Annotated in this window: 20 protein-coding genes; 10 read left to right on the top strand and 10 right to left on the bottom strand. The window is 61.2% G+C overall.

From position 1 onward, the window contains the following. Window positions 1-193: 193 nt before the first annotated feature. Complete coding sequence (locus K5Y35_RS24610; protein ID WP_222833202.1) at window positions 194-1,306, top strand: succinylglutamate desuccinylase/aspartoacylase family protein; 1,113 nt, start codon at window positions 194-196, stop codon at window positions 1,304-1,306. Between the two features lie 169 nt (window positions 1,307-1,475). Beyond that, entirely contained in the window at window positions 1,476-2,192 is a 717-nt protein-coding gene (locus K5Y35_RS24605; protein ID WP_222833201.1) for an alpha/beta hydrolase, read from the top strand. On the opposite strand, the gene K5Y35_RS24600 is transcribed toward K5Y35_RS24605, so the two are convergent. Continuing rightward, window positions 2,182-2,745 (bottom strand): hypothetical protein, encoded by a 564-nt coding sequence (locus K5Y35_RS24600; RefSeq protein ID WP_186747375.1) that lies wholly within the window; start codon window positions 2,743-2,745, stop codon window positions 2,182-2,184. The genes K5Y35_RS24605 and K5Y35_RS24600 overlap by 11 nt on opposite strands. Window positions 2,746-2,854: 109 nt before the next feature. After that, on the bottom strand, window positions 2,855-3,637 hold the full coding sequence (locus K5Y35_RS24595) for a hypothetical protein (RefSeq protein ID WP_222833200.1): 783 nt from the start codon (window positions 3,635-3,637) through the stop codon (window positions 2,855-2,857). 147 nt (window positions 3,638-3,784) lie between these two features. Here K5Y35_RS24595 and K5Y35_RS24590 point away from each other — a divergent pair, with 147 nt between their 5' ends. Both K5Y35_RS24590 and K5Y35_RS24585 read left to right on the top strand, forming a co-directional pair. Continuing rightward, the gene (locus K5Y35_RS24590) at window positions 3,785-4,321 is read left to right on the top strand and encodes a chalcone isomerase family protein (RefSeq protein WP_222833199.1); all 537 of its coding nucleotides are present in this window, start codon (window positions 3,785-3,787) and stop codon (window positions 4,319-4,321) included. A 142-nt stretch (window positions 4,322-4,463) separates the two neighbouring features. After that, entirely contained in the window at window positions 4,464-5,720 is a 1,257-nt protein-coding gene (locus K5Y35_RS24585) for an Nramp family divalent metal transporter (protein ID WP_410055935.1), read from the top strand. Window positions 5,721-5,969: 249 nt separating this feature from the next. On the opposite strand, the gene K5Y35_RS24580 is transcribed toward K5Y35_RS24585, so the two are convergent. From K5Y35_RS24580 to K5Y35_RS24570, 3 genes are read right to left on the bottom strand one after another with little or no spacing between them, the layout of a single operon-like run. Next, window positions 5,970-7,151, bottom strand: a complete 1,182-nt coding sequence (locus tag K5Y35_RS24580; RefSeq protein WP_222833198.1) for an acetyl-CoA C-acetyltransferase — start codon at window positions 7,149-7,151, stop codon at window positions 5,970-5,972. Between the two features lie 11 nt (window positions 7,152-7,162). Next, complete coding sequence (locus tag K5Y35_RS24575) at window positions 7,163-7,828, bottom strand: CoA transferase subunit B (protein ID WP_025111273.1); 666 nt, start codon at window positions 7,826-7,828, stop codon at window positions 7,163-7,165. Window positions 7,829-7,854: 26 nt separating this feature from the next. After that, window positions 7,855-8,553: a CoA transferase subunit A gene (locus tag K5Y35_RS24570; protein ID WP_103306907.1), complete on the bottom strand. Its 699-nt coding sequence runs from the start codon at window positions 8,551-8,553 to the stop codon at window positions 7,855-7,857. 174 nt (window positions 8,554-8,727) lie between these two features. Between K5Y35_RS24570 and K5Y35_RS24565 the strand changes: the two genes are divergently transcribed. After that, a complete protein-coding gene (locus K5Y35_RS24565) occupies window positions 8,728-9,603 on the top strand; it encodes a LysR family transcriptional regulator (protein ID WP_123467609.1) in 876 nt (291 codons plus the stop codon). 19 nt (window positions 9,604-9,622) lie between these two features. On the opposite strand, the gene K5Y35_RS24560 is transcribed toward K5Y35_RS24565, so the two are convergent. The 3 genes from K5Y35_RS24560 to K5Y35_RS24550 all read right to left on the bottom strand — a co-directional run bounded on the left by K5Y35_RS24560 (window position 9,623) and on the right by K5Y35_RS24550 (window position 12,789). Continuing rightward, the gene (locus K5Y35_RS24560) at window positions 9,623-10,465 is read right to left on the bottom strand and encodes an NAD-dependent protein deacetylase (protein WP_222833197.1); all 843 of its coding nucleotides are present in this window, start codon (window positions 10,463-10,465) and stop codon (window positions 9,623-9,625) included. Window positions 10,466-10,678: 213 nt separating this feature from the next. After that, window positions 10,679-11,725 (bottom strand): class I SAM-dependent methyltransferase, encoded by a 1,047-nt coding sequence (locus tag K5Y35_RS24555; protein ID WP_123467613.1) that lies wholly within the window; start codon window positions 11,723-11,725, stop codon window positions 10,679-10,681. 185 nt (window positions 11,726-11,910) lie between these two features. Further along, the gene (locus tag K5Y35_RS24550) at window positions 11,911-12,789 is read right to left on the bottom strand and encodes a hypothetical protein (protein WP_222833196.1); all 879 of its coding nucleotides are present in this window, start codon (window positions 12,787-12,789) and stop codon (window positions 11,911-11,913) included. 301 nt (window positions 12,790-13,090) lie between these two features. Here K5Y35_RS24550 and K5Y35_RS24545 point away from each other — a divergent pair, with 301 nt between their 5' ends. Beyond that, on the top strand, window positions 13,091-13,930 hold the full coding sequence (locus K5Y35_RS24545; RefSeq protein ID WP_222833195.1) for a DUF692 domain-containing protein: 840 nt from the start codon (window positions 13,091-13,093) through the stop codon (window positions 13,928-13,930). After that, window positions 13,923-14,693 carry a DUF2063 domain-containing protein gene (locus tag K5Y35_RS24540; RefSeq protein WP_222833194.1) on the top strand — a complete coding sequence of 257 codons (771 nt, stop codon included), beginning with the start codon at window positions 13,923-13,925 and terminating at the stop codon, window positions 14,691-14,693. Before K5Y35_RS24545 ends, K5Y35_RS24540 begins: the two co-directional genes overlap by 8 nt. A 34-nt stretch (window positions 14,694-14,727) precedes the next feature. Here K5Y35_RS24540 and K5Y35_RS24535 read toward each other — a convergent pair whose 3' ends face one another. Beyond that, on the bottom strand, window positions 14,728-16,029 hold the full coding sequence (locus K5Y35_RS24535; RefSeq protein WP_222833193.1) for a sensor histidine kinase: 1,302 nt from the start codon (window positions 16,027-16,029) through the stop codon (window positions 14,728-14,730). Further along, entirely contained in the window at window positions 16,026-16,766 is a 741-nt protein-coding gene (locus tag K5Y35_RS24530) for a response regulator (protein WP_123467623.1), read from the bottom strand. Before K5Y35_RS24530 ends, K5Y35_RS24535 begins: the two co-directional genes overlap by 4 nt. Before the next feature lie 296 nt (window positions 16,767-17,062). On the opposite strand from K5Y35_RS24530, the gene K5Y35_RS24525 reads away from it, so the two are divergent. From K5Y35_RS24525 to K5Y35_RS24515, 3 genes are read left to right on the top strand one after another with little or no spacing between them, the layout of a single operon-like run. Beyond that, window positions 17,063-17,326 carry a DUF2790 domain-containing protein gene (locus K5Y35_RS24525; protein ID WP_123467625.1) on the top strand — a complete coding sequence of 88 codons (264 nt, stop codon included), beginning with the start codon at window positions 17,063-17,065 and terminating at the stop codon, window positions 17,324-17,326. Between the two features lie 27 nt (window positions 17,327-17,353). Then, window positions 17,354-17,608 (top strand): hypothetical protein, encoded by a 255-nt coding sequence (locus K5Y35_RS24520; RefSeq protein WP_222833192.1) that lies wholly within the window; start codon window positions 17,354-17,356, stop codon window positions 17,606-17,608. Between the two features lie 39 nt (window positions 17,609-17,647). Continuing rightward, entirely contained in the window at window positions 17,648-18,859 is a 1,212-nt protein-coding gene (locus tag K5Y35_RS24515; RefSeq protein WP_222833191.1) for a cytochrome c biogenesis protein DipZ, read from the top strand. The last annotated feature ends 114 nt before the right edge of the window (window positions 18,860-18,973 follow it).

Genomic DNA, 18,973 nt, shown 5'->3' with positions numbered 1-18,973 from the left:
CGTAGAAAAAAGTGGCCCGCGCACTGCGCCGGCCACTTTTTTTACGCTCTAATGGTGGCGAGAGCCTTGTAGGAGTGAGCCTGTTCGCGATAGCGGTTTAGCATTCAACATCACGGTTGTCTGATCCACCGCTATCGCGAGCAGGCTCACTCCTACAGGGGATCTGTGTGATCCGGTTTTCAGGAGATATCCCATGCAACGCATCGACCATGTTCTACCCTGGAGCCACCTGGGCAGCGAACGCTCTCTCAGTGTGTTCCGTTACGGCGCAGGCCCGCGCAAGGCCTACATCCAGGCCAGCCTGCACGCCGATGAACTGCCGGGTATGCGCACCGCGTGGGAACTCAAGCAGCGTCTGAACGCGCTCGAACAGCAAGGCCGTTTGCAGGGCGTGATCGAACTGGTGCCGGTGGCCAACCCGATCGGGCTGGACCAGCATCTGCAAGGTGCGCACATGGGCCGTTTCGAACTGGGCAGCGGCAAGAACTTCAACCGCGCCTTCGTCGAACTCAGCGCACCGGTGGCGGCGCGGATCGGCGAGCGTCTGGGCCGCGATGCCGAGGCCAACATTGCCTTGATCCGCCAGACCATGCTTCAGCTGTTCGATGAGCTGCCGGCTCCGACTTCGCAACTGGAAGCCCTGCATCGCTTGTTGCTGCGCCACGCCTGCGATGCCGACATCACCCTTGATCTGCATTGCGATTTCGATGCCGCGATCCACCTTTACGCGCTGCCGCAGCACTGGCCGCAGTGGCAATCGCTGGCGGCACGGCTGAAGGCTGGCGTGGCGCTGTTGTGTGAAGATTCCGGCGGCAGTTCGTTCGATGAGTCCTGCTCGACGCCGTGGTTGCGCCTGGCGCGGGCATTTCCCCAGGCCGCGATTCCACTGGCCAACCTCGCCACCACCCTGGAGCTGGGCAGCATGGGCGACACCCGGGTCGATCAGGCCCAGGCCAATTGCGAAGCGATTCTCGGTTTTCTCGCCGAGCAGGGCTTTATCAGCGGCGAATGGCCGACCGCGCCGGACGCGTGCTGCGAGGGCCTGCCGTTCGAGGGCACTGAATACCTGTTCGCGCCACACCATGGTGTGGTGAGTTTTCTGCGCAATGCGGGCGAGTGGGTCGAGCAGGGCGATGCACTGTTTGAAGTGGTCGATCCGCTACAGGATCGCGTGACCACCGTGTGCGCCGGTACCAGCGGCGTGTTGTTTGCCATCGACCGTGGGCGTTACACCCAACCGGGGATCTGGCAGGCGAAAGTCGCGGGTCGGGTGCCGTTCCGGACGGGCAAGCTGTCTAACGACTGACAGATCTGCGGCGAATACATTCGCGAGCAGGCGCGCTGCCACCTTGAAATGCGTTTCTCTGTGGGAGCGGGCTTGTTCGCGAAGGGGCCATCAGCAACATCGCCAAATCTGAATACTGACCGCAGGGTGTCAGGCTCCCCCCGAACCGACACGTTGTGAGGAAGGCTTTATGTTGAAAGTATTTGCCCTGTTGACCCTGCTGGCGTCTTCCGCCGTCCAGGCTCAAGTCACGCTGCAATCCGATCTGCCGCTCAAGTACCTCGAACAGGTTCACCCTGACGCCGAGTCGCGGCCGCTGGTGATTTTCCTGCACGGTTACGGCAGTAACGAAGCCGACCTGATCGGCATGAAGTTCCAGTTGCCGGCGCAATACAACTACCTGTCGGTGCAGGCGCCGATGGCGCTGGGTGAAGGTCGCTACCAGTGGTTTCGCAAGAAGGGCGAAGGGGCCTACAACGGCGAGACCGATGATCTGAAGGTCAGCGGCCGGAAACTGCGCGACTTTATCGCCCAGGCCGCGAAGAAATATCACGCCAGCCCGGACAAGGTGTACCTGATCGGCTTCAGCCAGGGCGCGATGATGACTTACGAAGTGGGGTTGCGGTCGCCGCTGGCGGTCGGTGGTATTGCGGCGTTGAGCGGTCGTTTATTGCCGGTGTTGAAGGGCGAACTGAAGGCCGGGCAACCCCCTCTGGCCCTGAACATCTTCATTGGCCACGGCACCGCCGATGATCGTGTGCCGTATCGCGATGGCACCGAGGCCAATGCGCTGCTGCAGAAGCTCGACTACACACCGCAATTTCACGCCTATCCCGGCGTCGGCCACAGCATCAGTGCGGCCGAACTGCGGGATCTGAATGGCTGGTTGCAGCAGCTCAATCCTTGAGGAGGGTGGTGACCAGGGCGTCGTGACCTTTCTTGTCACTGGCACGGGAGATCACCTGCACCAGGGCCATTTTGGTGCCGGAGCCGGCCAGCAACGTGGTGTTGAGCGTCTGCCCGCCGCCCTGCGTGGCCGTGCTGTCGACCTGCCGCACACCAAGGCCGGTGCCTTTGCGGGTCAGGCTCTTTTCACTGAGCTTGTTGAAGTCCGGCAGCGCCTTGCTTTGGTCTTCAATGAACCGTGACACGCTGGCGTCGAGGAACTCACCGTCGTTGTCCTTGACGTTAACGCCTTCGGGAATGCGGTTTTCCGCGGTGATGACCACGGTTTTTGTGGCTTCGTTGGTGTACATCGTGCCGACGGCCCCGCTCGGACTGGCCGGCAGCGGATCGGCGACGAAGCCCTTGGGCAACACGAAGGTGAACTTGCCGCCGAGCATCGAGACTTTCTCGGTGGCGGCTTTTTCCTTGGCCTTGGCTGCCTGAGCGTTGATGGCGCCGAGGCCGGCGACGGCCGCCAGCAACAGGACGACGGCTTTCTTGCTGAGCAATGACATTCGAATCTCCGGTGGATGGTCGCGCTAGGCGGGCGATCATCCCACGCAGCGCCTTATCACTCCAGCCCGGCCCGTCTGAACACCCGCGCCCTCGCCACAGGGGACGGATTCAGGCTTGAGTGTGCGCTTGTCTGGGCGGGGCCGGTTTAGCCAGTAGCTTGCGGGTCACGCCGAGCATCGCTACCGCCACCGCGACACCCACGGCAAACCCACTCAGGCCCAGGCTCGGCAAGGTCAGCGCCGACACCAGGCAAAACGCCGAAAACGAATACATGCCGGTTGCCGTCGCCCGCAACAATGCGGCGGTGAATGCCGGCCCGCGGGTCTGCTGGGAAAACACGGCCATCACGCTGCCGAGCACCGGGAACACCGCGAGCAGGCCGCTCCAGCGTTCGCCGACCGTGCTGGCGAGCATCGTCACCAGCAAGGTCAACGCCGCACCGGCGATCATCCGCCAGATCAATTTGTCCGACTTCGGCGCCGGGCCATTGAGTACCGGTTGCACCTTGGGAAACAGGTAGGGCGAGGACAGCAATGCGACCGCCGCGGCGGCCACGGAGAACGGCAGCGACGCCGGAATCAGCGATAACCCCCACGCGATCACGGTCCACACCGCCAATGAAGTCATCAGCGCCGAAGGCCAGTTCGCCCGTTGCGCGACCTGAGCGTAGGTGATGCAGAACGCAATCATCGCAAACATCGCCGACAACGCGGCCACCGCTGACTGCGCGGCAAACGCCGGGCCTTGTTCGATCGCGAGGAAAAACAGGATCGGCCCGACCACCACCGGCAACCCCGACAGCCACCCGGCCACGCTCGGCCCCCAGCGTTTGCCTGCGAGAGAAATCAGCAGCAGAAAACCGGGAATCAGCAGCAGTTTGAGGATCAGCACGCAGGTGTCTCCGTCCGGGTGAGTGGCGTTACGTTAGCATTGTCGACAATTGATTGCTGAATATGTACGCAAAATATGTATACAGGGTACGAGGCACGATCCCCGGCTATGCTCTGTCTATCAGGGCTTGCCGGAGTCGATATTGCAATGAACAGAACACCCAAGGTGCTGCGTGGATTTTGTGGCATCGGTTTATGGGCGTTATTGCTGACGCCCACCTGGGCCAACTGGCAGGACGCAGTGCCCGGCGCGCAGATCATCGGCACCGGCGATTTCAGCGTGTGGGGCTTCGACGTGTACAACGCGCGTTTGTGGAGCGCCGCACGGCCGCTGGCGGACGGCCAGCCCTTCGCGCTGGAGCTGATCTATCGCCGCACCATCTCCCGCGATGACCTGGTCAAGGCCAGCGTCGATGAAATCAAACGTCTGGCAGGCAGCAGCGTCAGTCCCGCGCAACTGGCCGGCTGGCAGATTCAGATGCAGCAGTCGTTCGTCGATGTGCAGGCCGGCACACGAATTACCGGGGTGTACCTGCCGGGACAGGGCGCACGGTTTTTTGTCGGGCAACAGTTGCAGCATGAGATTGATGATCCGCAGTTTGCCCGGGCGTTTTTCGATATCTGGCTGGATCCGCGGACCCGCAGCCCCGAGTTGCGTCAACAGTTACTCGGTGTGAGTCGTTAAGAGCAAAAGATCGCAGCCCTTCAAGGCTTCGGCTGAAACGTCTAAGCTGCGTCTTTCCGACTTGTTTCTGGATGTGTGCGTGAAATTCAGTTTGCCCAAAATCGCCACCGCGCCGTTTTGCCCGCCGGAAGTGGCCGGCAGTGTGGCGGTGGATCCCAATGCCGCGTTCTTCAAACGCGTGCTGCGTTTCGCCGGTCCCGGTTTGCTGGTGTCGATCGGCTACATGGACCCGGGCAACTGGGCAACCGCCATCGAGGCCGGTTCGCGCTTTGGCTATAGCCTGTTGTTTGTGGTGTTGCTGGCGAGCCTGGCGGGCATGGTCGTGCAATGCCTGTGTTCGCGGCTCGGCATCGCCACCGGCCGCGATCTGGCGCAACTTTCTCGTGAGCGCTACAGCACGCCGACCGCGCGCTTGCAATGGGTGCTGGCGGAGATCTCGATCATCGCCACCGATCTTGCCGAAGTGCTTGGCTGCGCCTTGGCGTTTCACTTGCTGCTGGGCTGTTCGCTGACCTTCGGCATTGCCCTGACCGCGTTCGACACGCTGCTGGTGCTGGCCCTGCAAAACCGGGGCTTTCGCCGCCTGGAAGCGATCATGCTGGTGCTGGTGGCCACCATCGGCGTGTGTTTTTTCGTCGAACTGGTGCTGATCAAACCTTACTGGCCGGACGTCTTTCAAGGCTTCAAACCGTCACTGGCGGCGATCAGCGATGCCGCACCGTTGTACCTGGCCATCGGCATTCTCGGCGCGACGGTGATGCCGCATAACCTCTACCTGCACACCTCGATCGTACAGACACGCATGATCGGCCAAGACCTGGCGAGCAAGCAGGACGCGGTGAAGCTGGCACGCATCGACACCATCGGCTCGCTGGCGCTGGCGCTGCTGGTCAACGCGGCGATCCTGATTCTCGCGGCAGCGGCATTTCACCAGTCCGGACATACCGATGTGGTGGATATTCAGGACGCCTATCACTTGCTCGATCCACTGGTGGGCGGGGCGTTGGCCAGCGTGCTGTTCGGTGTCGCACTGCTCGCTTCGGGGCAGAGTTCGACCTTCACCGGCACCATCGCCGGGCAGGTGATCATGGAAGGCTACCTGAACCTGCGAATTCCGTGCTGGCAGCGCCGTTTGATCACCCGCGGGCTGGCGCTGATTCCGGCGTTCATCGGCGTGTGGCTGATGGGGGACAACGCGGTGGGCAAGTTGCTGGTGTTGAGTCAGGTGGTATTGAGCCTGCAACTGCCGTTTGCGCTGTATCCGCTGATTCGCATGACCAACGACCGACAGCTGATGGGGCCGTTTGTGAATCGCCTGCCGACCCGGATACTGGCGTGGGGCTTGTTTGCGGTGATCAGTGGGGCGAACGCGTGGTTGATTCTGCAGATGGCGGTGTGAACAGATGTTTTTGTGGTGACTGAAATGGCCCCATCGCTGGCAAGCCAGCTCCCACAGGGTTTGGGGGTGAGCAAAGAATTTGAATCCACCCTCAATCACCGTGGGAGCTGGCTTGCCAGCGATGGGGCCATCAAGACCTACATAAAATCCAGGCAAAAAAAGACCCGGTGCAACGCCAGTCGCACCGGGTTTTTGTTGCCAGCGAGCAGCGGATGTCGTGGATCCACCGCCCGCCGTTGAACTCGATGTTTAAGCGCGTTCCAGCGCCAGCGCCACGCCCTGACCACCGCCGATGCACAAGGTCGCCAGACCCTTTTTCGCATCACGCTTGATCATCTCGTGCAGCAGGGTTACCAGCACCCGGCAGCCCGAGGCACCGATCGGGTGACCGAGGGCGATGGCGCCGCCGTTGACGTTGACCTTGTCCAGATCCCATTGCAGATCCTTGGCCACCGCCAGCGATTGCGCAGCGAAGGCTTCGTTGGCTTCGATCAGGTCGAGCTGGCCGATGTTCCAGCCCGCCTTGTCGAGGCAGCGGCGGGTGGCCGAGACCGGGCCGATGCCCATGATCGCCGGATCAACGCCTGCGTTGGCATAGGCGGCAATTTTCGCCAGCACCGGCAGGCCCAGGGCCTTGGCTTTCTCGGCGCTCATCAGGATCACCGCAGCGGCGCCGTCGTTCAGCGACGAGGCGTTGCCGGCCGTCACGCTGCCGTCCTTTTTGAAGGCCGGGCGCAGTTTCGCCAGCGATTCGGCGGTGGTGTCGCCGCGTGGTTGTTCGTCAACCTTGAACGCGACAGGATCGCCTTTGCGCTGCGGAATCAGGATCGGGGTGATTTCATCGACAAAGCGGCCGGCCTCGATGGCGGCAGCGGCTTTTTGCTGCGAGGCTGCGGCGAAAGCGTCCTGTTGCTCGCGGCTGATCTGGTATTTATCGACCAGGTTTTCCGCGGTGATGCCCATGTGGTAATCGTTGAACGCATCCCACAGACCATCGCTGATCATGGTGTCGACCATTTGCGCATGGCCCATGCGCAGACCGGTGCGTGCGCCCGGCAGTACGTAGTTGGACAGGCTCATGTTCTCCTGACCGCCGGCGATGATCACTTCGGCGTCACCGCAACGGATCGCTTGCGCGCCCAGGTGCAGGGCCTTCAGGCCCGAACCACAGACCTTGTTCAGGGTCATGGCCGGTACGGCGTGGGGCAGGCCGGCCTTGATCGCGGCCTGACGCGCCGGGTTCTGGCCGGCGCCGGCAGTCAGCACCTGGCCCATGATCACTTCATCGACCTGGGCACCGTCCAGACCGGTTTGTTCGAGCAACTGGCGGATCACCGCCGCGCCCAGATCCACCGCGGACACGCTGGCCAGGGAGCCCTGGAAAGTGCCGATCGCGGTGCGCGTGGCGGCAACAATTACGACGTCTTGCATTTTCGAATTCCTCACTGGGCAGCGAACTGCATTTCCGGTACGTGATCCGGGACGATCAGTTTACCAGCGGTTTTGGCGACGATTTCCTCGACGCTGACGCCAGGTGCGCGTTCCTTGAGGACAAAAGCGCCATTTTCGATTTCCAGATAAGCCAGGTCGGTCAGCACGCGCTTGATGCAACCGGCACCGGTCAGCGGCAGGCTGCATTTGGACAGCAGTTTGGATTCACCGTCCTTGGACGCGTGGGTCATGATCACGATGATGTTGTCGGCCCCGGCCACCAGATCCATGGCGCCGCCCATGCCCTTGACCAGCTTGCCGGGAATCATCCACGAGGCGATGTTGCCTTCGACGTCGACTTCGAACGCCCCCAGCACGGTCAGGTCGACATGCCCGCCGCGGATCATCGCGAAGGATTCGGCGGAGTTGAAAATCGACGCCCCGATACGTGCGGTCACGGTCTGTTTGCCGGCGTTGATCATGTCGGCATCAATGGTTTCTTCGGTTGGAAAAGGCCCCATGCCGAGCAGACCGTTTTCCGATTGCAGCATGACTTCCATGCCTTCGGGAATGTAGTTGGCGACCAGGGTCGGAATGCCGATGCCAAGGTTCACGTAATAGCCGTCCTGCATTTCGCGGGCGACGCGCTGAGCCATTTGTTCGCGGGAAAGTGCCATGTTGTTGTTCTCCGTCTGGGCTGCAGTTATTTGCGGATGGTGCGCTGTTCGATGCGTTTTTCGAACGTGCCGCAAATGACCCGGTCGACGTAGATGCCGGGGGTGTGGATCTGCGACGGATCCAGCTCGCCGGGTTCAACGATTTCTTCGACTTCAACCACGGTGATCTTGCCGGCGGTGGCCGCCAGCGGGTTGAAGTTCTGCGCGGTGTGGCGGTAGATGACGTTGCCGAAATGGTCGGCTTTCCAGCCTTTGACGATGGCGAAGTCGCCGGTGATGGACTCTTCCATCAGGTACTTGCGACCTTTGAATTCACGCACTTCCTTGCCTTCGGCCACTGGGGTGCCGACGCCGGTGGCGGTGAAGAAGGCCGGAATGCCGGCGCCGCCGGCGCGCATTTTCTCGGCGAGGGTGCCTTGCGGGGTCAGGATGACTTCGATCTCGCCCTTGAGCAGTTGCTCTTCGAACAGCTTGTTTTCGCCGACGTAGGAGGCGATGACTTTGCTGATCTGGCGATCGGTCAACAGCACGCCGAGGCCGAACCCGTCGACGCCGCAGTTGTTGGAAACCACAGTCAGGTCGCGGGTGCCTTTGCGCTTGATCTCGGCGATCAGGTTTTCCGGAATGCCGCACAGACCGAAGCCGCCGGCGATGACGGTCATGCCATCTTCCAGCCCGGCGAGGGCTTCCTCGTAGGAACTCACGCGCTTGTCGAAACCTGCCATATGCACCTCTTTTATTATTTGCGGGCGGCTGGCTAGCCGAATGACTGGAGTGTCTCGCTGACGGATATATTTGTTAAGTTGATTTTTAAGGTTGATTGATAGATAAAACTCAATAATTCGTCGCGTTATAGCTTGCAGCTTGACGCCTGGAGCTTACAACTGGAGCGAAGCGACATGACCATCAAGCAGATCCGTGCCTTTCTCGCCGTGGCCCAGAGCCTGAGTTTTGCGGTGGCCTGCGAGCGCCTGCACCTGTCGCAATCGGCGTTGAGCCTGACCATCAAGGCGCTGGAGGAGGGCCTCGGCGGGCGCCTGTTCAGCCGCAATACGCGCAACGTGGCGCTGACGGCGGAAGGTGAATCCCTGTTGCCGCTGGCCCGGCGGCTGATTGCCGACTGGGACAACGCCGAAGACGAAATGCGTCAGCGCTTCAGCTTGCAACGCGGACGGGTGACGCTGGCGGCGATGCCGTCGTTCGCCGGCAACCTGCTGCCGCCGATCCTCAAGACGTTTCGTGCGCGCTATCCGAACGTCAACGTGACGGTCAACGACGTGATCAACGAGCAGGTGCTGGAGATGGTCCGCGATCGGCAAGTGGAGCTGGGCGTGGCGTTCGAGCCGATGCAAAGCACCTCGATGACCTTCACGCCGTTGTACAGGGATCGCTTCGTGGCCGTGGTGGCGCAGGATTCGCCATTGGCGGCGCGCACCGCTATCGACTGGCAAACCTTGCTGCAGCAGCCGTTCATCACCTTGCAGCGGCCATCGACAGTACGAGTGATGCTCGAAGAACACTTGCAGGCGCGCGGCCTGAAATTGCCGGTGGAGTTCGAAAGCCATCAGTTGGCGACGGTCGGGCGCATGGTCGCCAGTGGCCTTGGTGTCAGTGCCGTACCGGCATTGTGTGCCGAGCAGATGCAGGAACTGGGCGCCCGTTGCCTGACCCTGGATGACTCGGTGGAGCGGGCGATCGGCGTGTTGACCGAACCCGGAAATGAACTGTCGGCGGCGGCACAGGCGCTGTTCGATATCCTCAAGGCTGAGCACTGAAGCCGCGGGATTTTGTGTGTCAGGTGAGCAGGCGTTGTGTCAGCAGGGGCAGGAGTTGTTCGCATGAGGCTTGGATTTTCAATGACAGCAGGTCATCTGCGCGAGTCTTGCCCAGGTTGATCGCAATCAGCGGCTTGCCCCGATCGGCAATCACCCGACACAGGCGAAAGGCCGAATAGGCCATCAACGACGAGCCCACCACCAACATCCCGGCCGCGCATTCCGCCGCCGTCAGCGCCCGCGCGGCGGTTTGCTGCGCGACGTTCTCGCCAAAAAACACCACATCCGGCTTCATCCGCTCGCCCGCGCAATGTGGACAGTGCGGCACCTGAAACCGGGCTTCGAATTCGGGGTCGAGCAGGGTATCGCCGTCCGGCGCCTGCACGGCATCGACGCCGGCCAGATACGGGTTGTGCATCTCCATCAAGCGCTGAATGGCATCGCGCTCACTGCGCTGGCCACAATCCAGGCACAGCACCCGGTGCAGGCTGCCGTGCAGTTCGATCACGTCCTGACTGCCGGCCTGATCGTGCAGGGTGTCGACGTTCTGCGTGATCAATCCGCCGATCCGCCTATGCGTCTGCAATCGGGCCAGCGCCTCGTGCGCTGCATTCGGCCGCGCCTGCCGCACCCGTGGCCAGCCGAGCATGGCCCGCGCCCAATAGCGCCGGCGTGATTCCGGGGCGGCGAGGAATTCCTGATACATCATCGGCTGGCGCCCCCGGCGCACGCCGTCGCTGTCGCGGTAATCCGGAATCCCCGACGGCGTGCTGATGCCGGCGCCGGTCAGCACCAGAAAGTCGCCGTCGGCCATCGCCTGTTGCAAGGTGTCGAGGTGGTCGCGGATCGGGCTGTCGAGCATGGTCAGCACTCCGGGCAGATGAATGCCTTGCAGGTTAGCACTGACCTTCCATAGCGAGGGAGTCTGGCTGGGGGGAGCGGTTTTCCATGGCGCGGGGGCTTGCTCCCGCTGGGGCGCGCAGTGGCCCCAAAACCGCCGACGGCTTCGCCGCCGAGCGCAAGCAAGCGCCCACACCACAGATTTCTCCCACACGGTCAATAGCTTGTCTCCGGGCTATTTGCGCGCCTCCAGAATCAGATTGAACGGTGTCTGCGTGGCCCGCCGGAACTGCTTGAAGCCGGCTTCGGCAAACACTTTGCGCAGGCGCATTTCCCCGGCTTGTGCGCCGAGCCCGAGGCCGACCTCTTGCGACAGGGAATTCGGTGTGCAGATAAAGGTCGACGCCGCGTAGAACAGTCGGCCGACCGGGTTGATGTTGTCATCCAGCGTATCGTTGGCGAACGGTTCGACCAGCAGCACCGTGCCGTCGTCCTTCAGCGAGTCATAGGCATGGCGTGCGGCGCCGACCGGGTCGCCCATGTCATGCAGACAGTCGAAATAGCAGATCAGGTCATAGTCGTCGCCGGGGTAATTTTTTGCCGTGCCCTGGAAGAACTTCGCCCGGCTGCTGACACCGCCCTCTTCGGCGCGCTGGGTAGCCACGGTGATCGAGGGCGTGTGGTTGTCGAAACCGACGAAGCGCGAGTTGGGAAACGCCTGAGCCATGATCACTGTCGAGGCGCCGTGGCCGCAGCCGACGTCGGCGACCTTGGCGCCTGCCTCAAGCCTGGCCACCACACCGTCCAGTGCCGGCAGCCATTCGGCGATCAAATGCCCCTTGTAACCGGGACGAAAGAACCGTTCGGTGCCGGTGAACATGCACGGATGGTGATCGCCCCAGGGCAAGGCGCCGTTGCCGCGCATGGCTTTCACCAGTTTATCCTTGTCATGGAAAAACGACGCCACCACGCCCAGACCGCCGGCGACGTACACCGGTGAGTCTTCCAGGGCCAACGCCAGGGCATGCTCTTCCGGCAGGCGGAACTGCCCGTCGTGATGCTCCATGTAGCCTGAAGCGGCATGGGCGCTGAGCCATTCGCGGACCAGACGCGGGTTACAGGTGGTTTTCGCAGCGAGTGCTTCGGGGCTGATCGGCTGACTGTCGGCCATCGCCCGGTACAACCCGAGTTCTTCGCCGACGATGACATTAGCCAGCATCGCCGCGCCGCCCATGTCGTTGATCAGTTTTCCCATGAATTCGTTGAGTCGGGCCTCGTCCATCACGTGTGCTCCTGAAACAGGATCACAGTCCGGCGGCGTCAAGGATCGAGGGTCGAGGCGTGCGCCATCGGGCAGTGGTCGTCTTGGGTTTGAGCGATGAACCACTGCTGGATTCATCGCCCAGATTTTACTCTTGCGGGCTATGCAACAAGTCTAGCCCTCCAATGCCATGAAGCGATCGTTTTTCAGGCTTTTGTACGCTTCTTGGATGCAGGCGTCTGGCTCAACACGCCATTGGATAGCTTGGCCACTCTTTCAGGAAGCGAGAGCGTTTTTCCGGTGAACTCCAGCGTGGCTTCGATTCGCTCCACGGATGGATCTTCCTTAAGCTCCAGTGTCCCTTCGACCGCCAGGTAGGCGCTCCCCAGCAAGTCCAGATAGGCCGCTCGAATGTTTGGATCACCTGTTTCAAACGTGTACTTACCTTTCTTTAGCCCTGCTGCAATGAACAGCGTTACGCGGTGCGGTTTTGGCGGGTCTAATTCCCAGACTCTCTGATTGGCGACCACTGCAAATGTTTGCGTGTTTTCCTGAAAAGAGATTTCAACCTCGTCGGACTTGAACTCATGATAAATACCTCCTTCAAGTTCAGCGGAAAACTCGTGTTGCTGAAGCTGTTCTGCCGTCGAAGTGCGGGTAATGTCCTGCAGATCGAACTTGCCCTCGCTCAGGATATATTCCTTGCCTCCAAAATTGCCCTTGAAGTTAAACGTACCGACCATTCGCTGCTCGGATTCGAAGTATTGAATGGACAATAATCCTTCGGTCGATACCACTAAGATGTCTCGGGAAAAGTAATGAGCGTGCGCCAGATTTTTATCGCTGCCAGAAACAAGCGAATAATTCATGGGGACGCCATTGCCTCCGAGGTTCAGAGGGATAACAAAAGTCATGTAGCGATAGCTGTTGCCGCTGATATGAGTGGCGCTTATTTCCCAATGGGTTGGCAGTTTTTCAATTGAAAGTCCGCTATTGGCCTGGAAATCCGCCTCTTCGGCGCTTTTGGCGGTAAGCGTGCCCGTGGCGGCTACTGTTCCTTGCGTGATGGACATTTTGCTATTCATGCTCTGGATTCCTTTCTCGAGGGAGTTACGAAAGAATGAGGCGCCAGTGTAGTGGCGGTGCCTGCTACGCATAACTGTCAAAGTTGACAGGTATAAAAAATAAATTTTTATTCTGTTTTGTTAATTTTGACGCGGGATTGCCTTCGATAAACCGATGATCTGTATCTCAATGAATACAGCGCGATCACATATACATAACCTGTGCATTCGACTTCGTCGTCGAAACAACCGCGATACATACACTGTTTAGGTTGACCTTTTGATCGCCATCACGCTGATGCGCCAACAGAGGGACAGCCCCATGCATATTGTTCATCCATCTGCACTTGCCCGAGTCGGACTCGGCCTGCGACGAGGCTTGCTGAAAGACCTGCAAGCTGCCCATAGCGGTGTTTTCGACTTTCTCGAAGTCGCCCCGGAAAACTGGATCGGCGTTGGCGGTGTCCACGGCGCGGCGTTGCACGAACTGGCCGAGCGTTATCCATTGGCTTGCCACGGCTTATCGTTGTCGCTTGGCGGATCGGCGCCGCTCGACGTCGGTTTTCTCGAAGAAGTCCGGGCGTTTCTTGACCACCACCACGTGCCGTTGTACAGCGAACACCTGAGCTACTGCAGCGACGACGGTCATCTCTACGATCTGCTGCCGTTGCCATTCACCGAAGAGGCGGTGCATCACGTCGCCGCGCGGATCCGCCAGTCTCAGGACATTCTGGGGCGGCGTCTGGCGGTGGAAAATGTCTCCTACTATGCCGCGCCACGTCAGGACATGGACGAGGTGACGTTCACCAACGCGGTGCTGCGCGAGGCCGATTGCGACCTGCTGCTGGACGTGAATAACGTCTACGTCAATTCGATCAACCACGGCTTCGACCCACACCGGTTTCTCGCCGGGGTCGAGCCGGGCAGGGTGGTCGGCATGCACGTGGCCGGGCATTTCGATGAGTCGGACACGTTGAAAATCGACACCCATGGTGCCTCGGTGAAACCGGTGGTCTGGGCGTTGCTGGCCGACGCCTATGCTCGGTTCGGTGTCCAGCCAACGTTGCTTGAGCGGGATTTCAATTTCCCGGTGTTTTCCGAACTGGTGGCCGAGTTGCAGACTATTCGCCACTTGCAGGATCGGGAGATTCGTCATGGATAACCTGATGCAGCAACAGCAGGCGCTCACCGCGTACTTACGTGACCCCGACCATCAGCCGTTGCCGGCCAACATGAACCCGGCGCGGGTCACGGTGTACCGGAATCTGGTGTTCAACAACGTCTCGGCGCTGCTGAGCCCGACGTTTCCGGTGCTGATCCGGATCATTGGCGAAACCCGCTGGCGGGCACTGGTGCGCGGCTTTCTGCGCGAGTGCCGCGCGCAAACGCCGAAGTTTGCTGAGATCGCCGAGGCGTTTGTCGGGTTTCTCGCGGCCGAGCCCGAGGTCACGAGTGAAGGTGAGTGGCCACCCTTTCTGCTGGAGCTGGCGCACTACGAATGGGTAGAGATGGTACTGCAGCAATCAGACGCCGAGCCGTTACCACCAACAGACCAAGGCTTGCTGCTGGAACGTCCACTACGGGTATCGGCGCTGGCCTGGCCGTTGGCGTATGTGTGGCCGGTGCAACGGCTGTCGCCGGACCTTCAACCCGCCGTAGCCCCGGCCCAACCGACCCTGTTGCTGGTACGCCGCACTGCGGATTTCAGCGTCAGGTTTGCTGAGTTGAGCCCCTTGGCCTGGCGGTTGTTGCAGCGGATCGGTGAGTACCCTGTGTTGACCGGGCGCGAGCAGTTGCACGGTCTGGCGCAAGAGGCCGGCGAGTTGGGCAATGCGTCATTCATGGACAGTGGTTTGGCATTGTTGCAGCAGTTGCACGAAGACCGCGTAGTTGGGGCCGGCATCGTGATTCCAGAGACTCCGTAAGCCTTGTGGGAGCGGGCTTGCCCGCTCCCACAGGTCAGAGCGGCAGCTTCAGTTCCGCGCACAGCCCGCCGCCCTCGCGGTTGCTCAGGCTCAGCGAGCCACCCAGTGCCATCGCCAGTTGTTGCGCGATCGCCAGCCCCAGCCCGGTGCCGCCGGTTTCTCGGTTGCGCGAGTTTTCCACGCGGTAGAACGGTTCCATTACCTGCTGCAGTTCGGCCTCGGCAATGCCCGGGCCGCGATCCATGACGGTCAGCCTCAGGCTGCCGTTGTTCGCTTCGACCCATACCTCAGCCGCGCCGGCGAACTTCAGGGCGTTGTCGGTCAGGTTCACCAATACCCGGCGCAACGCATGTGGGCGGGTGTCGATGACCACTTCACTCTTACCGATCAGTTGCACGTCCTTGCCCATGTCCTGATAGTCGAACACCAGGCTTTCGAGAAACGAATCCATGTTGGTGCGGCGGCTTTCTTCAGTTGAGCCATGGATGCTGCGCGCATACGCCACGCCTTCGCGCACCAGGTGTTCCATCTCGCCAAGGTCGTTCCACAGCTTGTCCTTTTCCGCCGAGTCGTCCATGAACTCGGCGCGCAGCTTCATCCGGGTGATCGGCGTTTGCAGGTCGTGGGAAATGGCGGCAAGCAATTGCATGCGCTCTCTCAGGTAGGCGGCGATACGGGCTTGCATCGTGTTGAAGGCGCGGGCCGCGTAGACCACTTCGGTAGGGCCTTGCTCGTCGAGGTTGATCGGATGGGCATTGGGGTCGAGGGTTTCCACGGCGTTGGCGAGGCGGGTGAGGGGGCTGATTGCAATCCGCACTGCCAGCCAGGTGCAGGCGATCATCAGCGCCAGTTGGCCGAGCAACACCGCCGGCAGCCACGGCGACAGCGGCACCATCGACGGCCGCACATCTATGGTTACCGAGCTGCCATCGCTCAGACGCAGATGCCCCTGAAAGTGTTTTTTCGGCCCGGGAATGTCGGTGAAGGTCAATGGATAGTGTTCGCCGATGGCGTCGGTGATCGAGGTGACGGCAATCGGCACGTCGCCGGCCTTGATCGGCACGCCCGCTTCACCTGCATTGAGCAGATAGGCGTAATTGGTCCGGGCCAGACGCGACAGCCACGCCGGGCGTTCCTCGGCGGGCAAGCGGTCGAGGATCGCAATCGAGGTTGACACGTCGGTCTGCAGATTGCCGAGCATGGTGTTCCTGGCCATCTGGTAGCGCTCGTAATACTGCGCGCCGAATGACAACGCCTGGGCCAGGATCATGCCGATCAGAAAAATCAGCCACACTCGCGAAGTCAGCGTGCGCGGCCAATGCAGGTTGAGGCTCATGCCGGCGCCCCGAGGATTTCGACCGGCAGCGAGAATACATAACCTTCGCTGCGCACGGTCTTGATGTACGCCGGTTCGCGCGCGTCATCCAGCAGCCGCTGACGCAAACGGCTGACCAGCAAGTCGATGGAACGGTCGAACAGGTCGGCGTCACGGCCCTGGGTCAGGTTGAGCAGTTGATCTCGGCTGAGTACCCGTTGCGGGTGATCGAGAAATACCCGCAGCAAGCGGTATTCAGCGCCGCTGAGGGCGACCATGGTGCCGTCCTTGTCCAGCAGGTGCCGCGCCGACGTGTCCAGTTGCCAGCGCCCGAAGGCCAGCAGGCGGCCGGCCTCGGTCACCACCAGGTTGGGCGGCAGCATCCGTGTGCGCCGCAGCACGGCGTTGATCCGCGCGAGCAGCTCACGGGCGGCGAAGGGTTTGGTCAGGTAATCGTCCGCGCCCATTTCCAGGCCGATGATGCGGTCGGTTTCATCATTGCGCGCGGTCAGCATCAGCACCGGCGTGGCCTTGTGTTTGCCCACCCGCAGTTCGCGGCACAACTGCAGGCCATCGTCGCCGGGCATCATGATGTCGAGCACGATCAGGTCGACCGTGTTCGTTTCGAGAAAGCTGCGCATCTGCCGGCCATCGGCGACCACGGTGGTGCGCAGACCGTTTTTTTTCAGGTAGTTGCCCACCAGTTCGCGGATCTCGCGGTCGTCGTCGACGATGAGAATGTGATCGACATGGTCCATCGGTTCAAACCTCCAGCAAAGGGGAATGCCGTGCAGTTTATAGCGTCATCGACGACCCGCCTGCAGGCCTTTGTATTGCAGTGTATCCAGCGTGAGCACGGATACACGGCGAGGCAAAAACGGCCGCCTCCCCGGGTTTTGTATCGTTGTGTATCCCCGACCGGCAGAGATACGTAACGATTTATCCGCGCGGTTTTCCGACACATCCGCGATACCTCGCGAGCCTCAAATAGGCTCCATCGAGGCACACACAGATGGCCTCGGCTCAAACCCATTGACGCCTTGAGGAAACTCCCATGATCAGTAAAACCGCGATGGCCGCCGGCCTGTTTGCCGCCCTCAACATCTGCACCTTTGCAGCCCGTGCCGAAGCCGATGTTACCCCGCGAACCTACACCTACGGCACGCCTCTGGACATCCGCCAGGTGATCTCAATGACCCAGGACGACTCGGTGACCTGCGGCATCGTCGATGCGCGCATGACGTATCTCGACTCGACCGGCGCCACGCAGGTGCTGGATTACCGCAAGTTCGCCGACGGCTGCAACAACGACAACTGAGTCATTCCAATTCTCTGGAGAATCACCATGCACAACGTCTCGCGTTTTTTCACCGCCATCGCCTTTTCCCTCAGCGGCTTCGCTGCCCATGCCGATGCGTCGGTTGAACAGAATAGCTGCCACGGCGGCAGTTGCTTGCAGCTGACGCCGATGGCCAGACAGAGCATTGATAGCTCGCTCGCAGCCGACGGTGCCAGCCGCACGCCGCAGGGCCAGATGTTTGCCGAGAACGGCGCAAGCCGCACACCGCAGGGCCAGTGGCTGCAAAGCCAGAGCGCCTGAGCCCTCCACAAGGGCGCACATTTACACAGGGTGATCATCATGTATCTCATTGCATTCCTCGGCGGTCTGCTGACCGTCCTCAGCCCTTGTATTTTGCCGGTGGTGCCGTTCCTGTTCGCCGGCGCCAACCGCCGGCGCTCGTCGATCCTGCTGACCCTCGGTGGCATGGCCCTGACTTTTGCGCTGATCTCCAGCCTGGCTGTGGTCAGCAGCGAATGGGTGATTCAGGCCAGTAACACCGGGCGGCAGGTGGCGTTGCTCGTGATGATCGCGTTCGCCCTGGCGCTGATCTCGGCACGCATCGGCGACTGGCTGACCCGGCCGTTGGTCCTGCTCGGCAATCGCCTTGATGCCGACAACCGCAAGACGGCCGGGTCGACGGGCTCGATCCTGCTCGGTGTTGCCACCGGACTGCTGTGGGCGCCGTGTGCCGGCCCGATCCTTGGCGTGATCCTCACCGGGGCGATGCTGCAAGGCGCCAACGCTCACACCAGCCTGTTGTTGCTGGCGTATGGCGCAGGCAGTGCGTTGGCGCTGGGCACTTTGATTTTCGCCGGGCGCGGGCTGGTCAACCGGCTGAAACCGTCGATCCCGTTCACGGGCTGGTTTCGTCGCGGGGCAGGTGTTGCCGTGTTGGCTGCGGCGGCGGTGATTGCCACCGGGGCAGACAAGACGTTACTGGCCGGGACGTCTTCCGAAGGTGTCGCCAGCGTCGAAAACAGCGTGCTGGAAAACGTGCCGAAAGTGGTCGATTACCTGGTCAGCAAAGTCCGCGCCGACTCGATGCAGAACGACAGCAAGGGCGCGATGCCGTCGTTGTCCGGCGCCGTGCAATGGCTCAACTCCCCGGAGCCGAGCGCCGAATCCCTGCGCGGCAAAGTGGTGCTGGTGGATTTCTGGACCTATGACTGCATCAACTGCCAGCACACCTTGCCTTATGTCAAAGACTGGGCGCAGAAGTACCAGAAGGACGGCCTGGTGGTGATCGGTGTGCACACCCCGGAATACGGCTATGAGCGCATCATCGACAACGTCAAGGCACAGGTGCGCAAGCTCGGCATCACCTACCCGGTGGCAATCGACAATGACTACGCGATCTGGCGTCACTTCGATAATCAGTACTGGCCGGCGCACTACCTGATCGATGCCAAGGGGCAGGTGCGTTACAGCCATTTCGGCGAAGGCCGCTATGAGGCGCAGGAGCAGATGATCCGCCAGTTGCTGGAAGAGGCCAAAGCCCCCGCCGCCTGAGGCAGGAGCTGTTACAACGGCTTAACAGATTCACGCCACTCATCGGCAAAGCCCGGTTAATTCCGCTTCGCCGGACGACCGGCAGGGACGCCGGCGGGACTCGGCGCGATAGTG

Origin of the sequence: Pseudomonas sp. SC3(2021) (assembly GCF_019856535.1) — a bacterium.
In the GTDB taxonomy this organism is placed as follows: Bacteria; Pseudomonadota; Gammaproteobacteria; order Pseudomonadales; family Pseudomonadaceae; genus Aquipseudomonas; species Aquipseudomonas monsensis.
This window is presented reverse-complemented; position numbering and strand designations above follow the sequence as displayed.

What these genes read in the sequence shown, in the direction of transcription:
- K5Y35_RS24540 (WP_222833194.1), top strand. Translation starts at nt 13,923, where the DNA reads ATGGATAACCTGATGCAGCAACAGCAGGCGCTCACCGCGTACTTACGT.
- K5Y35_RS24605 (WP_222833201.1), top strand. Translation starts at nt 1,476, where the DNA reads ATGTTGAAAGTATTTGCCCTGTTGACCCTGCTGGCGTCTTCCGCCGTC.
- K5Y35_RS24525 (WP_123467625.1), top strand. Translation starts at nt 17,063, where the DNA reads ATGATCAGTAAAACCGCGATGGCCGCCGGCCTGTTTGCCGCCCTCAAC.
- K5Y35_RS24520 (WP_222833192.1), top strand. Translation starts at nt 17,354, where the DNA reads ATGCACAACGTCTCGCGTTTTTTCACCGCCATCGCCTTTTCCCTCAGC.
- K5Y35_RS24530 (WP_123467623.1), bottom strand. Translation starts at nt 16,766, where the DNA reads ATGGACCATGTCGATCACATTCTCATCGTCGACGACGACCGCGAGATC.
- K5Y35_RS24545 (WP_222833195.1), top strand. Translation starts at nt 13,091, where the DNA reads ATGCATATTGTTCATCCATCTGCACTTGCCCGAGTCGGACTCGGCCTG.
- K5Y35_RS24555 (WP_123467613.1), bottom strand. Translation starts at nt 11,725, where the DNA reads ATGGACGAGGCCCGACTCAACGAATTCATGGGAAAACTGATCAACGAC.
- K5Y35_RS24565 (WP_123467609.1), top strand. Translation starts at nt 8,728, where the DNA reads ATGACCATCAAGCAGATCCGTGCCTTTCTCGCCGTGGCCCAGAGCCTG.
- K5Y35_RS24560 (WP_222833197.1), bottom strand. Translation starts at nt 10,465, where the DNA reads ATGCTCGACAGCCCGATCCGCGACCACCTCGACACCTTGCAACAGGCG.
- K5Y35_RS24590 (WP_222833199.1), top strand. Translation starts at nt 3,785, where the DNA reads ATGAACAGAACACCCAAGGTGCTGCGTGGATTTTGTGGCATCGGTTTA.
- K5Y35_RS24610 (WP_222833202.1), top strand. Translation starts at nt 194, where the DNA reads ATGCAACGCATCGACCATGTTCTACCCTGGAGCCACCTGGGCAGCGAA.
- K5Y35_RS24535 (WP_222833193.1), bottom strand. Translation starts at nt 16,029, where the DNA reads ATGAGCCTCAACCTGCATTGGCCGCGCACGCTGACTTCGCGAGTGTGG.
- K5Y35_RS24570 (WP_103306907.1), bottom strand. Translation starts at nt 8,553, where the DNA reads ATGGCAGGTTTCGACAAGCGCGTGAGTTCCTACGAGGAAGCCCTCGCC.
- K5Y35_RS24550 (WP_222833196.1), bottom strand. Translation starts at nt 12,789, where the DNA reads ATGAATAGCAAAATGTCCATCACGCAAGGAACAGTAGCCGCCACGGGC.
- K5Y35_RS24575 (WP_025111273.1), bottom strand. Translation starts at nt 7,828, where the DNA reads ATGGCACTTTCCCGCGAACAAATGGCTCAGCGCGTCGCCCGCGAAATG.
- K5Y35_RS24515 (WP_222833191.1), top strand. Translation starts at nt 17,648, where the DNA reads ATGTATCTCATTGCATTCCTCGGCGGTCTGCTGACCGTCCTCAGCCCT.
- K5Y35_RS24600 (WP_186747375.1), bottom strand. Translation starts at nt 2,745, where the DNA reads ATGTCATTGCTCAGCAAGAAAGCCGTCGTCCTGTTGCTGGCGGCCGTC.
- K5Y35_RS24580 (WP_222833198.1), bottom strand. Translation starts at nt 7,151, where the DNA reads ATGCAAGACGTCGTAATTGTTGCCGCCACGCGCACCGCGATCGGCACT.